14 protein-coding genes are annotated in these 14,849 nt (G+C 62.5%); 13 read left to right on the forward strand and 1 reads right to left on the reverse strand.

The features are described 5' to 3' along the window. Positions 1-105: 105 nt before the first annotated feature. Positions 106-1,053: a GlxA family transcriptional regulator gene (locus G455_RS0100005; RefSeq protein WP_028091785.1), complete on the reverse strand. Its 948-nt coding sequence runs from the start codon at positions 1,051-1,053 to the stop codon at positions 106-108. A 120-nt stretch (positions 1,054-1,173) separates the two neighbouring features. On the opposite strand from G455_RS0100005, the gene G455_RS0100010 reads away from it, so the two are divergent. The 13 genes from G455_RS0100010 (at position 1,174) to G455_RS0100070 (ending at position 14,846) form a co-directional block, all read left to right on the forward strand. Further along, entirely contained in the window at positions 1,174-2,424 is a 1,251-nt protein-coding gene (locus G455_RS0100010; protein ID WP_028091786.1) for a sarcosine oxidase subunit beta family protein, read from the forward strand. A gap of 9 nt (positions 2,425-2,433) precedes the next feature. Beyond that, positions 2,434-2,715: a sarcosine oxidase subunit delta gene (locus tag G455_RS0100015; RefSeq protein ID WP_028091787.1), complete on the forward strand. Its 282-nt coding sequence runs from the start codon at positions 2,434-2,436 to the stop codon at positions 2,713-2,715. Then, positions 2,712-5,657, forward strand: coding sequence for a sarcosine oxidase subunit alpha family protein (locus tag G455_RS0100020; RefSeq protein ID WP_028091788.1), 2,946 nt, complete (start codon positions 2,712-2,714; stop codon positions 5,655-5,657). Before G455_RS0100015 ends, G455_RS0100020 begins: the two co-directional genes overlap by 4 nt. Beyond that, entirely contained in the window at positions 5,650-6,207 is a 558-nt protein-coding gene (locus G455_RS0100025; protein ID WP_028091789.1) for a sarcosine oxidase subunit gamma, read from the forward strand. Before G455_RS0100020 ends, G455_RS0100025 begins: the two co-directional genes overlap by 8 nt. A gap of 19 nt (positions 6,208-6,226) precedes the next feature. Beyond that, complete coding sequence (gene folD / locus G455_RS0100030) at positions 6,227-7,129, forward strand: bifunctional methylenetetrahydrofolate dehydrogenase/methenyltetrahydrofolate cyclohydrolase FolD (RefSeq protein WP_028091790.1); 903 nt, start codon at positions 6,227-6,229, stop codon at positions 7,127-7,129. Positions 7,130-7,204: 75 nt separating this feature from the next. Continuing rightward, positions 7,205-8,089 carry a formyltetrahydrofolate deformylase gene (gene purU, locus G455_RS0100035; RefSeq protein WP_028091791.1) on the forward strand — a complete coding sequence of 295 codons (885 nt, stop codon included), beginning with the start codon at positions 7,205-7,207 and terminating at the stop codon, positions 8,087-8,089. A gap of 202 nt (positions 8,090-8,291) precedes the next feature. Continuing rightward, positions 8,292-8,954, forward strand: a complete 663-nt coding sequence (locus G455_RS0100040; protein WP_240474622.1) for a FadR/GntR family transcriptional regulator — start codon at positions 8,292-8,294, stop codon at positions 8,952-8,954. A gap of 394 nt (positions 8,955-9,348) precedes the next feature. Further along, on the forward strand, positions 9,349-10,728 hold the full coding sequence (locus G455_RS0100045; RefSeq protein ID WP_028091793.1) for an ammonium transporter: 1,380 nt from the start codon (positions 9,349-9,351) through the stop codon (positions 10,726-10,728). Between the two features lie 25 nt (positions 10,729-10,753). Beyond that, positions 10,754-10,927: a hypothetical protein gene (locus tag G455_RS26295; RefSeq protein ID WP_154664303.1), complete on the forward strand. Its 174-nt coding sequence runs from the start codon at positions 10,754-10,756 to the stop codon at positions 10,925-10,927. An 84-nt stretch (positions 10,928-11,011) separates the two neighbouring features. Then, entirely contained in the window at positions 11,012-12,145 is a 1,134-nt protein-coding gene (locus G455_RS0100055) for an aminomethyltransferase family protein (protein ID WP_028091794.1), read from the forward strand. Between the two features lie 89 nt (positions 12,146-12,234). Continuing rightward, positions 12,235-12,837, forward strand: a complete 603-nt coding sequence (locus G455_RS0100060) for a dimethylamine monooxygenase subunit DmmA family protein (protein WP_028091795.1) — start codon at positions 12,235-12,237, stop codon at positions 12,835-12,837. After that, on the forward strand, positions 12,834-13,790 hold the full coding sequence (locus G455_RS0100065; protein ID WP_028091796.1) for a PDR/VanB family oxidoreductase: 957 nt from the start codon (positions 12,834-12,836) through the stop codon (positions 13,788-13,790). The genes G455_RS0100060 and G455_RS0100065 overlap by 4 nt, the downstream gene beginning before the upstream one ends. 12 nt (positions 13,791-13,802) lie before the next feature. Further along, positions 13,803-14,846, forward strand: coding sequence for a heme-dependent oxidative N-demethylase family protein (locus tag G455_RS0100070; protein ID WP_028091797.1), 1,044 nt, complete (start codon positions 13,803-13,805; stop codon positions 14,844-14,846). Positions 14,847-14,849: the final 3 nt, after the last annotated feature.

Raw genomic sequence — 14,849 nt, forward strand, 5'->3', positions numbered from 1 at the left:
GTCTCCCACTTCTCTAAATGGGAAAAGGACAACACACTCGATATATGACCCACAACACCCAAAACGCCTACCGCTGATCCCTGGCGGTGCTACGCAAGGCCCGGCTTATGCCGGGCCTTCGGGTTTTCGCAGGACCGAGGGGGCCGTGCCGAAGAGCTTGCGGAAGGCGTCGGAGAAATGCGCCTGCGAGGAAAATCCGGTCATCTGCGCAATTTCGGCCAGGGGGATACGCGTCGAGGAAATCAGATTTTTCCCGGTTTCCAGACGGATACGGCGATATTCTTCCATCACGGATCGTCCGGTGGCGGCGCGGAACTGACGCTGAAGCTGTCGCGTCGAGAGGCCGGAGAGCGCGGCGAGCTGATCCTGCCCCAGCGGGTCGGCGATATGGCTTTGCATCAATTCCAGCGCGGCTTCGACCGGGGCGGCCAGCACGCCATAGCGCCCGGTGAGCGAACTGCGTTGCGGCGCGTCGGCGCCGCGCACCTCGGTCTGGATGAACCAGTCCGAAATCCTCTGGGCGAAGCCGGTGCCGTGATCGCGGGCGATGATTGCATGCATCATGTCGAGCGGCGCAGAGCCCCCGGCGCAGGTATAGCGGTCGCGGTCGATCACGAACAACCGCCGTTCGAGCAGCCAGTCGCCGGGCAGGGTTTCGAAATCACCGTAATGATGCCAGTGAACGGTGAAACGCCGGTTTTCCAGCAGCCCCGCCTTGGCCAGGATCACCGCCCCGCCGGAGATGCCGCCAAGCGCCACGCCACTGCGATCGGCCTGTTGCAGCCAGGCAAAGAGGGCGGGGTCGTCGATCTGTGCGGGATCGCCGCCCGCCACCACGAAAATCAGGTCGAACCGCGGGAAAATCTCATGAAACGGGCGGGTGTCGAAGCGGCCCCCGACCGAGGATTTCGCCTGTGTTCCGGAGTTGGAAAGCAGCGTCACGTCATAGCGCTGCGTCGGGGAAAACAGATTCGCCGCGCGCAGGGGTTCGAGCGCCGAGGCGGTCGACAGAAGGGCGAATCCATCAAGCAGAAGGAAGGCGATTCTCTTCATTTGGCCGATCCGTTGGAAAATTGAAAATGGTGTCTCGTTTTCGAAAATATATGACTTGATTGTGGAGGAGCAAGAGAGCGTTCAGTGTTAGAAGGGCAGGGGCACGAAGGAGTGTACTGCATGAAATTCTCTGGGTTCAAAGTCGTGAAAGAGGCCCTGACTGGGCACAAGGGCTGGGCGCCTCTGTGGCGCAATCCGGCGCCGAAGGCCGAATATGACATCGTCATCGTGGGCGGTGGCGGGCATGGGCTGGCGACGGCGTTCTATCTGGCGAAGACCTTCGGAGAGCTGAAGGTCGCGGTGGTGGAAAAGGGCTGGATCGGCTCGGGCAATGCGGGACGGAACACGACGATCATCCGCTCCAACTATCTGCTGCCGGGCAACCAGCCGTTCTATGAGCTGTCGATGAAGCTTTGGGAGAACCTGGAGCAGGAAACCAATTTCAACTCGATGGTCAGCCAGCGCGGGATCATCAACCTGATCCATACTGACGGCCAGCGCGATGCCTATCGCCGGCGCGGCAATGCGATGATGATTTCCGGGGCGGGGGCGCGGCTGCTGTCGCGCGACGAAGTCAAGCAGATGCTGCCGTTCCTGAATTTCGACAACGCGCGCTTTCCGATCAAGGGCGGGCTGATGCAGCCGCGGGCCGGCACCGCGCGTCATGATGGCGTGGTCTGGGGCTATGCCCGTGGCGCCGACGCGCGCGGCGTCGACATCATCCAGAATTGCGAGGTCACCGGTTTCCGGATCGAGAATGGCAAGGTTCTCGGGGTCGAGACCTCGCGCGGGTTCATCGGGGCGAAAAAGGTCGGTGTCTCGGTCGCCGGTTCCTCGGGGCGGGTCATGGCCAAGGCCGGGATGCGGCTGCCGATCGAAAGCCATGTGTTGCAGGCCTTCGTGTCCGAGGGGCTGAAGCCGACCATCCCGGGGGTGATCACCTTCGGGGCGGGGCATTTCTATGTCAGCCAGTCCGACAAGGGCGGGCTGGTCTTCGGCGGCGATATTGACGGCTATAACTCCTATGCGCAGCGCGGCAACCTGCCGGTGGTCGAGGATGTGGTCGAGGGGGGCATGGCCTTGATGCCGATGATCGGCCGGGCGCGGCTGCTGCGTGGCTGGGGCGGTCTGGTGGACATGTCCATGGACGGCTCTCCGATCATCGACAAGACCGGGATCGAGGGGCTCTATTTCAACGGCGCTTGGAACTACGGCGGCTTCAAGGCAACGCCGGCGGCCGGATATTGCTTTGCCCATCTGCTTGCCACCGATCACCCGCACGAGGTGGCGACCGCCTTCCGTTTTGACCGCTTCGAGCGCGGTTATGTCATCGACGAAAAGGGCGTTGGCGCCCAACCCAACCTGCACTGAGGTGAAACCATGCTGATCCCTCATCCCCTTCTTGGCCTGCGCGACAGTCAGGAGTTCACCTATCTGGGCGATGCCGCGTTGATGCAGCGTCCTGATCCGGCGGCCGATGGCGCCGAGGCCGCATTCTGCGATTATGTCTTCCTGCGCGACAATCCGGCGGGTGTGCACCGAGAGCTGTGGTTCCACGAACAGGGTGATCGGTCCTGGCTGGTCGTTACCCGCGATACCACCACGCATGAAATTCTCGGGGCGGAACTGGCCTCGAACCTGAAACTGGGAGCCGCGCAATGACCCGTCTCGCAGGTGGTCTGATCGACCGCAGCCTGCCGTTGAATTTCACTTTCGACGGCAAGGCCTACACAGGCTTTCAGGGCGATACGCTGGCCTCGGCGCTGCTTGCCAATGGCGTGCAGCTCATGGGTCGCAGCTTCAAGTATCACCGTCCGCGCGGGGTGGTGGCGGCCGGCTCGGAAGAGCCCAACGCCCTGGTCGAACTGCGCAGCGGTGCACGTCAGGAGCCGAACACGCGGGCCACGGTGGCCGAGTTGTTCGATGGGCTTGCGGCGCGGTCGCAAAACCACATCGGGCCGCTTGATCGCGATTTTCTGGCGGTGAATGATCTGCTGTCGCCGTTCTTTGCCGCGGGTTTTTATTACAAGACCTTCATGTGGCCCAAGGCCTTCTGGGAAAAGCTTTATGAACCGGCGATCCGCAAGGCGGCGGGGCTGGGCAGCCTGTCGATGCTACCCGACCCGGATGCTTACGACAAAGGCTTCCTGCATTGCGATCTTCTGGTCGTGGGGGGCGGGGCTGCGGGGCTTGCCGCGGCTTTGACCGCCGGGCGCGCGGGCGCCGAGGTGATCCTGGCTGACGAGGATTTCGCCCTTGGCGGGCGGCTTCTGGCCGAGAGTGACCTGCTGGACGAAACCGAGGCCAGCGTCTGGATCGCGACCGTCCGGGCCGAGTTGGACAGCCTGCCGAATGTACGGATCATGACCCGGACCACGGTGTTCGGTGTTTACGATCACGGCATCTATGGCGCGGTGGAACGGGTGGCCGATCACCTGCCTACGCCGGGCGACAAGGTGCGCCAGACGCTCTGGCGGATCACCGCGAAACGGGCGGTTCTGGCCGCCGGCGCGACCGAACGGCATATTCCCTTCGCCGATAATGACCGCCCTGGTGTGATGCTGGCCGGCGCCATGCGTGCCTATGCCAACCGCTGGGCGGTGAGCCCGGTTAAACGCGAGGCCGATGCGATCGCGATCTTCACCAATGGCGACGATGGTCACCGCACGGCGATGGACCTGATCGCGAAAGGTGCGAAGGTGCTGGGCGTGATCGACGTGCGCCAGACCGCGCCGCGCTTCGGCGATTACGAAGTCTTCGCCGGCGCGACCGTGACCGGGACGAAGGGGCGTCTGGGCCTGAATGCGATCGAGATCACCCGCAATGGGCGGTCCGAGTGGCACCCGGTCGGGGCGCTTGGCGTCGCTGGGGGCTGGAATCCGAATGTGCATCTGGCCTCGCACCACCGCGGGCGCCCGGTGTGGAACGCGGATCTGTTGTCCTTCGTGCCCGGAGCGGACGGGCCGAAAGGCCTGATCCCGGCGGGGGCGGCCGTGGGGAAAGGCGGCACCGAAGAGGCGCTGGCCGATGGCATGAACGCGGCGATCACCGCGCTGGCCGGGATCGGTATCGTGGCGGCGGGAATTGCCTTGCCGAAGGCTGCGAATGCTGCGGCAGAGCAGGTTGCCTTCTGGCACGTGCCCGGCAAGAAACGCGCCTGGGTCGATTTCCAGAACGACGTCACCGTCAAGGATATCGCGCTGGCGCATAAGGAGAACATGCGACCGGTCGAGCATCTGAAGCGCTGGACCACGCTGGGCATGGCGACTGATCAGGGCAAGACCTCGAACATCTCTGCGCTGGCGGTGATGGCCGAACTGACCGGCAAGTCGATCCCCGAGACCGGCACCACGATCTTCCGCCCGCCCTATACCGGCGTGTCGCTGTCGGTGCTGGGTGGCGGCGATACCGGCACGACGTTCCGGCCGCGCCGGCTGACCCCGACCCACCATTGGGCCGAGGCGCAGGGCGCCGAATTCGTCGAGGTGGGCCAATGGATGCGGGCGCAGTATTTCCCGCAGGCGGGGGAGACCCATTGGCGCCAGACGGTCGATCGTGAGGTTCTGGCGGTGCGCTCCGGTGTCGGGCTGTGCGATGTGACCACGCTGGGCAAGGTCGATGTGCAGGGCAGGGACGCGGGCGAATTCCTCAACCGGCTCTACGCCAACATGATGGGGACGCTGAAGGTCGGCATGGTGCGCTATGGGCTCATGCTGCGCGAAGATGGGCACGCCTATGACGATGGCACTTGCGCGCGCATGGCCCAGGATCACTATGTGGTCACCACCACGACCGCGAATGCCGGGCTGGTCTATCGCCAGATGGAGTTTTTCCATCAATGCGTCTGGCCCGAGCTTGATGTGCAACTGATCTCGACCACCGACGCCTGGGCCCAGATCGCTGTGGCCGGGCCCAACGCGCGGGAGCTTCTGAGCCGGGTTGTCGACGATTTCGACCTGTCGAACGAGGCCTTTCCCTTCATGGCCTGTGCTGAACTGACCATCTGTCAGGGGCTGCGGGCGCGACTGTTCCGGATCTCCTTCTCGGGGGAACTGGCCTATGAGATCGCCGTGCCGGCCCGCTACGGACAGGCACTGATCGAACGGCTGATGCAGAAGGGGGCCGATCTGGGAGTGACGCCCTACGGCACTGAGGCGCTTGGCGTGTTGCGGATCGAAAAGGGCCATGCCGCCGGCTCCGAGCTCAACGGTCAGACCACGGCGCAGATGCTGGGGCTGGGCCGGATGGTCTCGCCCAAGAAGGACAGCATCGGCGCGGTGATGTCGCGGCGCGAGGGGCTGGCTGCCGATCGTCGCCGTCTGGTGGGGCTGAAGCCGCTCGATGCCGGGACCCAGATCATGGCAGGGTCGCATCTTTTCACCGCGGGCGCGGCGCAGACCATGGAGACGGATCAGGGTTGGGTGACGTCGTCGTGTTATTCGCCGCATCTGCAAAGCTATATCGCCCTCGGTTTCCTCGAGGCAGGCGATGCGCGGATGGGCGAGGTGCTGGTGGCGGCCAACCCGCTCGAAGGTCAAGAAATGAAGGTCGAAGTGGTCTCTCCCCATTTCGTCGATCCCGAAGGAGGACGTTTGCGTGACTGATCTCACCCCTGTAACCGCTTTGGGCGGTACGGTTCCGCGGTCCGAGGTATTCGGCGCGCTGAGCATCACCGAGAACGCGGGGCTCGCCCTTGCCTCGCTGTCCCTGCGTCAGGGGCAGCTGGCGCCGGCGCCCTTCGGCCTGGTGCTGCCGGATGTGTCGCAGACGGTCTCTACCGGAGGTTATGGCGCCTTCTGGACCGGACGGGACCAATGGATGATCGAGGCGGAGGGGCAGGGCGACAGCGATTTCGCCGCGCGGCTGAAGGCCGAGGTGCCCGAGGCCACGGTCACCGAACAGACCGACGGTTTCGCGGCGTTTGAAATCCAGTCCTCTGCCGGCGCGGCGCCGATCGAGGCGCTGATGCACAAGCTGGTGAATATCGACCCGAAGGCCCTGGGGGTGGGGCGGGCCACGCGCACCGGGCTTGAACATATGACGGTCTTCCTGATCCGTCGGGCCGATGACCGGCTGGCGGTGATCGGAATGCGCACATTGGCGGGATCGCTGTGGCACGCCTTGGCCGTGGCCGCCCGCCGGCTTGAGGCCTGAAGACGGGAGAGCTGAGAGAATGACTGCACGGATTATCGACGGGAAGGCTTTTGCCGCCACCGTCCGCGCCAAAGTGGCCACTCATGTGGCGCATCTGAAAGAGACGCAGGGGATCATCCCCGGCCTGGCCGTTGTGCTGGTGGGGGAGGACCCTGCCAGCCAGGTCTATGTCCGCAACAAGGGCAAGCAGACCGTCGAGGTCGGCATGAACTCCTATGAGCACAAGCTGCCGGCTGATACTTCGGAGGCTGAGCTTCTGGCGCTGATCGAGCGGTTGAACACCGATCCGGCGGTGCATGGCATTCTGGTGCAATTGCCGCTGCCGGACCATCTCGACAGCGATCTGGTGATCAATGCGATCGACCCGGCCAAGGATGTCGACGGGTTCCATATCTCGAACGTGGGTCTGCTGGGCACCGGGCAGAAAAGCATGGTGCCCTGCACGCCGCTGGGGTGTCTGATGATGCTGCGCGACCAGCTTGGCAGCCTGTCGGGGTTGAACGCGGTGGTGGTCGGCCGGTCGAATATCGTCGGCAAGCCGATGGCACAATTGCTGCTGCGCGACAGTTGCACGGTGACCATAGCGCATTCGCGCACCAAGGACATCGAAGAGGTCTGCCGCCGCGCCGATATCCTGGTCGCGGCCGTTGGCCGCCCCGAAATGATCAAGGGGAGCTGGGTGAAGCCAGGCGCAACGGTGATCGACGTGGGCATCAACCGGGTGGCGGCCCCCGACAAGGGCGCGGGCAAGACCCGGCTGGTCGGGGATGTCGAATTCGCCACCGCCTCGGAGGTCGCCGGAGCCATTACTCCGGTGCCGGGCGGTGTCGGGCCGATGACCATTGCCTGCCTGCTTGCCAATACGGTGACCGCCGCCTGCCGGGCCAATGGCCTGCCTGAGCCCGAAGGGCTCACCGCATAATCAACGACAAAAACAATAAAACACACCAACATCGAGGGCGCGCATCAGGGGAGCGCCTTTCATCTGGAGACAAAGATGACGAAATACTGCCTCACCGTGACCTGCGCCACAACGCGCGGGATCGTTGCCGCCATCGCCACCTTCCTTGCCGAGCACGGCTGCAATATCACCGACAGCTCGCAATATGATGATATGGACACCGGTCGGTTCTTCATGCGGGTGAGCTTTGAGGCGCAGGACGGGGCCGATCTGGCCACGCTCGAGGCGGAATTCGCGGCGATCGCGAAGGACTTCGGCATGACCTTCGCCTTCCACGATGAAAGCCGGAAGATGAAGGTGGTCATCATGGTGTCCCGTTTCGGGCATTGTCTGAACGATCTGCTCTATCGGGTCCGCATCGGGGCGCTGCCGGTCGAGATCGTGGCGGTGATCTCGAACCACATGGATTATCAAAAGGTTGTGGTGAATAACGATATTCCCTTCCACTGCATCCGGGTGACCAAGGAGAACAAACCTGAGGCCGAAGCCGCGATCATGAGGGTGGTCGAGGATGCCGGGGCCGAACTGGTCGTGCTGGCGCGCTACATGCAGATCCTGTCGGACGAGATGTGCCAGAAGATGTCTGGCCGGATCATCAACATACACCATTCCTTCCTGCCATCCTTCAAGGGCGCCAACCCTTACAAGCAGGCTTATGCCCGTGGCGTGAAGCTGATCGGCGCGACCTCGCATTACGTCACCGCCGATCTCGATGAAGGACCGATCATCGAACAGGACGTGGTGCGGATCACCCATGCGCAAAGCGCCGATGATTTCGTTTCGCTGGGCCGCGATGTGGAAAGCCAGGTGCTGGCCCGGGCGATCCACGCCCATGCCAACCACCGGGTGTTTCTGAACGATAACAAGACGGTGGTCTTCCCTGCTTCTCCCGGTTCCTATTCCAGCGAACGCATGGGCTAAGGCGCGGGGGCGCACAGCCCCAGGCATCACCTACAGACAGTTTTTCAAGAGGCGCGGAGCTTTCGCGCCTCTTTGTTTTGCTCGGGCTTCGGCCGCTGGACCAGTTGGGTGAAATTGGTCTAATAGCGGGAAAGTTCAAAGGATCGCCCCGTTGCCCAGTTTCGCCCCGCCCCCTGACAATGCCCCGCTTCCGGGGGCGACCGTGAAATATGTGATCGAGACGCTCAGCACGCGGATCGTGACGCAGGAATATGCCACCGAGGAACGCCTGCCGTCCGAACGGCAACTGGCACAGGATCTGGGCGTCGCCCGCAACACGGTACGCGAGGCGCTGGACCATCTGGAGACCCGCGGCCTGATCCGGCGGCGGGCCGGCTCCGGCTCCTTCGTGACCTATGATCCGGACGGGCAGGGGGAGGCGCTGTCTCCGGTGGCCGCCGAAACGGGGCCTTTGCAGTTGCAGGTGATGCGGGGCATTCTCGAACCGGAAATGGTTCGGCTTGCCGTCATCAACATGTCGCCGAAACAGATCGAGGCGCTGTCCGTGGTGTTGTCGAAGATGGAGACGATCCATGTCGACCCGACAGCCTTCGTCCGGCTGGAGGAGGAGTTCCACCGGCTGATCGCCGAGGGCACCGGCAACCCGCTTCTGGTCGCATGTTACAATCTGGTGCTTGATGCGCGGCGGCAATCGTTCCGCGCCGCCATGTACCGGCGCCACCTGACGCCGGCGCGGATCGCGATATATCAGCACGGCTATAACGGCCTGTTCAATGCCATTGCCGCGCGCGACATCGAAGAGGCCAGCGAATTCATGAAACTGGCTCTGATCGAGGATCAGCGGCTGCTGCTTCAGGAAGAGTGACGCCATAGATTGGCCCAACCAATTTTTCGCGGGACCTCATCGGTTTTTTTGACTGTTTGGTCACGGAAATAAGGCGAATCTCCCTCATTTTCCGGCATGACGCTGGTGTCCCGTAGGCGAGGCACCGGTTCGTTTCTGGTTCAGAGCAAACATCTGCACCGGGAAAAGGTTCATCTCGCGCCCAGAAATTGACCATCCGGCAGTGGATATATGGGCGTTTGACCTAAAAAACAGCGTGTCTTTGGTGAAAATAAATTCCTCACAGGAAAAAACTTTGACCGGTGGTGAGTGTTCCCGCTTTCATGATCCTACTGAGTGAGCCAGTTAAAATAATTGGTCCAAACCAAATCTGGCTTTGCATTCCAATCAAGTTCAACAAGACAGGGAGAACGACTTGGAACAGGATCTTGCGTCCTTGGCTGCCGCGGTCGCGGAGCTACAGGGAAACCATGCAGCCACCAACGGCACCTTTGCCGAGACTTTCTATTATCTGACGATCCCGATCATGGTGCTGATCCATGCCGGGTTCCTCGCTTATGAAATGGGGGCGTCGCGGTCGAAGAACGCGCTGGCCTCGGGCATCAAGAACATCCTCGCCTTCGCGATGATCGTGCCGTTCTTCTATTTCGTCGGTTGGTGGATTTACTGGGCCTTCCCGACGGGGCTCTCGCTGTCCGAGGGGCCGATGGGCACCTCGGGTCTGGCCTATGCCAACGAAGTCGCCCTGCCGTGGAGCCAGTTCATGGGGCCGAACCTCGACGATCGCGCCTCTGGTGTGTTCTGGGGGGCCTTCGTGCTGTTCGCGGCCACCACTGCCTCGATCCTTTCAGGCGGCGTGATCGAACGCATCAAGCTGACGGGCTTTGTCGTCCTGGCCATCGTGCTGGGCGCATTCGTCTGGATCCTGGCCGCCGCCTGGGGCTGGCATGCGGATGGCTGGCTGGTGACCAAGTTCGGCTATCATGACTTCGGGGCCGCCGGTGTCGTGCATATGATCGCCGGGTTCTTCTCGCTCGGGGTTCTGATCAACCTCGGGCCGCGGATCGGCAAGTTCAACGCCGACGGGTCTGCCAACCACATCCCGGGTCACTCCATGCCGATGACGCTGATCGGCCTGATGCTGATCATCGCCGGTTTCTGGGGTTTTCTCATGGGCTGCGTCATCGTTCCGGGTGAGGCCTGGTCCTGGGGGAACGACATCGAGGCGACGATCTACGGCACACCGATGACCCTGTCGGGCATGACCTTCAACACGCTGATGGGCTTTGCCGGCGGCATCATCGGGGCCTGGATGGTCACCCGGGATCCGTTCTGGATGATGTCCGGCGCTCTGGGCGGGATCATCTCCTGCGCGGCCGGGCTCGACCTGTGGTATCCGCCGATGGCCTTCGTGATCGGCTTTATCGGGGCCTGCGCCATGCCCTTTGTGGCCTCCTTCATCGAACGCCGTGGCATCGACGATGCGGTCGGCGCCTTCGCGGTGCACGGGTTCCTGGGCCTGTGGGGGCTGATCTCGGTCGGCATCGCCGCCCAGGGCTATCCGGCGCTGTTCGGTGAGGATGTCATCGAGACCTCCTTTACCGGTCAGCTTGTCGGGGCCGTGGTCATGGGCCTTTTGGGGTTTGTCCCCGGCTACGGGATTTCCCTCATCCTCAAGATCACGGGCCAGCTCCGTGTTCCGAAAGAGGCGGAAATCCTTGGTCTCGATGCGGTCAAAGTGCCCGCCGAGGCCTATCCCGAAGCGCTTCACCCCTCGGTCAGCCCGGCTGAGTGATCCCTAAACAAGGAGGACTATCAAGATGGAAGCACCTTTCGAAGCAACCACCTGGAACGGCATCACCGGCGCGGTCTACGCGGGCTATGGCTCGGTCGAAGGTCTCTGGCTGTTCGTCTGCCTCGCCTTGGTCGTGGTCGCGATCGTGTTCGGCTGGCGTCACGAGGAACATGCCTACAAGGCCACGGAAAAGACCTGACGCGCTTTCCCCAAGACCCGGCGGCGCTACTGCCGCCGGGTCGTAACACCGAGACTGTGAAATACCACCTGAAGGACCAAAGATATGATCGCATCATGGAGATTCTCCGCACTGGCGGACCGGCACCGCGCCCTGGGATCCGGCCTGGAGGACTGGAGCGGCATGGGCACCGCCTGGAGCTATGACAAGGATCAGACGGAGGAATATCTGGCGATCCGCACCAAGGCGGGCGTGATGGATGTCTCGGGGCTGAAGAAAGTCCATATCTCCGGCCCGCATGCGCAATACGTGATCGACAAGGCCACCACGCGCAATATCGAAAAGCTGAAGCCCGGCCGTTCCACCTATGCCACCATGCTGAACGACGCGGGGAAATTCGTCGACGACTGCGTGATCTACCGCATGGGGCCGCACAGCTTCATGGTGGTGCATGGCTCTGGCGCGGGGCATGAACAGCTTTCCAAGTATGCGGCTGGCCGCAACGTCGTGATGATGTTCGATGACGATCTGCACGATATTTCCCTGCAGGGGCCGCTGGCGGTCGACTATCTGGAAAAGCACGTGCCCGGCATCCGCGACGTGGTTTATTTCAGCCATATCCAGACCACGCTTTTCGGCAAGCCGGTGATGATTTCCCGCACGGGCTATACCGGAGAACGGGGTTACGAGATTTTCTGCCGCCGTCAGGATGCGGTCGAAATCTGGGACACCATCGTCGCCGAGGGCGCCGAGATGGGCATCATCCCGACCCGCTTTACCACGCTCGACTGGCTGCGCGCCGAGAGCTACCTGCTGTTCTTCCCCTATGACAACTCGGAGATGTACCCCTTCGAGGGAGAGGCCCATGGTGACACGCTGTGGGAGTTGGGGCTCGAATTCACGGTGTCGCCGGGCAAGACCGGTTTCCGCGGCGCCGAGGAACATTACCGGCTGAAGGGTAAGGAACGCTTCAAGATTTACGGGGTGAAACTCGAAGGTACCACCCCGGCCGCCGAAGGGGCGCCCTTGCTCAAGGATGGCAAGGAGGTGGGTGTCGTGACCATCGGCATGTACTCGGTCCTCAACGAGCATAACGTCGGTATCGCCCGCATGCCGGTCGACTGCGCCGTGGAGGGCGCCGAGCTGACCGTCAAGAACCCGGATGGCGAGATCAAGGCCGTTGCCCATCCGATGCCCTTCTACGACGTCGACAAGAAGCGCCGCACCGCCAAGGGGTAAGAGCCGCAAAGGCCATCCCATCCCCAGACTTGTGAGGCGGGGGCCGCTCCGGTCCCGCCTCCTGAGCCCAACAGGATCTGCGTAATCGAATGCCCAATACTGAATTTTCCCCCTCCATCGACAGCCGGCCAACCTATGCGGGGCTGATCTCGCAAGGCGCCGCTCCGGCGATCATGGTCGCCGATGAGGCCGGTGCGGGCGCACTGGTCGATCTTGCCGCCACGGATGCCTCTGTCATGAAGCATGCCCATGTCGTGCTCGTTGCGAAATCCGCCGGCGTGGCCGGACAGCTCAAGGGGCTGGCACCCGTTGCCGTGCACGCAGCCCCGGATTTCGATGCCGCCACGCCATTGGTGACCAAACTTCTGGCCGAGGCGCGCATGGGGACGCAGCTTTATCTGGCGGGCTCCGAAGGGCTGATCGGCCATGTCTCTGCGCTGGCCTTCGCCGTCGGATTGCCGCTTGATGAGATCCAGGCAGAGCATCGCGGGTCCATCGCGCGCCGGATGCAATGCGTGCATTGCAAGGGCATCACCGAGGAGGTGACCACCGATCCCTTCGTCTGTTCCCATTGCGGGCTGACGCTGTTCGTGCGGGATCATTTCTCGCGCCGTCTGGGCGTGTTTCAGGGCGTTTGCGTCGATGCGGAAACGCCGGGTGTCGTGCCCGAGGCCGTGGAGATCCGCGCATGAAACTTGCTCTGAAGGTTACTGAGATCGAACAGCTTTCTCCGCTCGTCAAACGGTTCCGTTTCGAGGACCCGGCCGGCATGGCGCTGCCGGTGTTCTCCGGAGGTGCGCATCTTACGGTAGAGATGTCGGAACGCACCGAGGCGGGGGAGATCATCCGGCGCAATTCCTATTCGCTGATCTCCGATCCCTACGATGGCGGTGGCTACGAGATCGCCGTGCGCCGCGAAGACAAGGGGCGAGGGGGCTCGCTCTATATGCACACGAAGGTTGCGGAAGGGGATGAGATTACGGTTTCCGTCCCTTCGAACCTGTTTCAACTCGACCTGCGGGCGAGGAAACATGTGCTGATCGGCGGCGGTATCGGCATCACCCCTTTTCTTTCGCAACTCAAGCAACTCGACATGGAGCAGAGGCCCTACGAACTGCATTACGCCGCCCGGTCGCGTGATGAGGCGGCGGGCTTGAAACTGCTTCCGCAGGCGGCGCATGTCCATGTGCATATCTCGGAAGAGGGATCGCGCATGGATTTGGGCGCGGTGCTCGACGGGCAGCCCTTGGGCACGCATGTCTACACCTGCGGTCCCGGTGGGCTGATCGCGGCGGTGGCAGATCAGGCGGCGCGTCTGGGTTGGCCGAAAGCCTCGGTCCATTCCGAGGCCTTCACCGCGCCGCCGCCGGGGGAGCCTTTCGATGTGGTCATCGCCTCGACCGGCCAGAGCATTCATGTGAAGGCGGATCAGAGCCTTCTGGAGGCTCTGGAAGCCGCCAGGGTGGAGGTTGAGTATTCCTGCCGTGGCGGCGCCTGCGGGCGCTGCCACACCAAGGTGACCGCCTGCGACGGCCGCATCCTGCACAATGATCACTGGCTGTCGGACGACGAGCGCGCCGCGCAACAAGACATCATGCCCTGCATGTCGCGTTTCAAGGGTGCGCGGCTTGAACTGGACCTGTGAGGAGATTGTCCCATGACCATGCACTTCAATGACGAAACCTTCCGGGGCGATTACACCTATCACAATTCCCCGGAGGCGATCCGGCGTTTCCCGTTCCCGTTCGATCAGGACAGTTACATGTACTCGGTCAATATCGAGCAGCACCCGGGTGGGCCGAAGGGGACGCCGTTCGAGAAGACGTTCGACGTGGACGAGCATTACGTTTCCGAGATGGCGGACCGCGAGATCACGCTGGCCGAAGACCCGCTGCGCTGTCAGTCGCTGCCGCATATGGAGCTTGCGGGCTGGGATTTGCTTGAGCTCATCATGGTGTCGAAGGCGCGGGATTATCCCGAGCTGTTCACGCTCCACCGAGATGGCAATGATTGGCACTGGATCAACAGGCCTCTGGGGATCGAGAAGAAATTCACCTTCCTTGATCCGGCCACACTGCCTTGTGGCCCGATGGAATATATTACCCGCCAGACCCAGGGCGATTTTGCCCTGCTGCACGAGCGCGACAATAACCTCTGGATGGACGCGGGCATGATCACCTCGCAGGCCGACTGGTCGCTGGATTTCGATGTCGGCATGAATTTCTTCGAATGGCACGCGCCGGTGCCTAAGGCCCGCAAGATGGGCGTCTTCGACAAGGCGCTGAAATTCCTTCTGGCGGTGGGGCAGGGGCAGCATTATCGCCGATTGAACTGGACCATGACGGTGAACCCGCGGCTCGACACCTCTCCGGAGAACTACCACAAATGGGGGCCGGAAAAGCGGACCGTGACGCCGGAGAATGTCGGGCAGAAGCAATTCCTGCGGGTCGAGCTTCAGACGTTCTTCCGCCTGCCGCGGTCGAATGCGCTGGCCTTTCCGATCCGCTGCTATCTTGCCAATCTCGAAGATCTGGTCAGCCAGCCGAAATGGGGCCGCAGGTTGCACCGCGTGCTGCGTGACATCGACCCGGCGCTGGCGGATTACAAGGGCTTTGCGGTGAACCAGAAGATGATCGTGGAGTATCTGTCTCAGTTCGACGATGGTGCGCCGACCTCGCCGGGCATCTTCGCGGACGCATAGGGT

This window comes from Pseudodonghicola xiamenensis DSM 18339, assembly GCF_000429365.1.
Classification (GTDB): Bacteria; Pseudomonadota; Alphaproteobacteria; order Rhodobacterales; family Rhodobacteraceae; genus Pseudodonghicola; species Pseudodonghicola xiamenensis.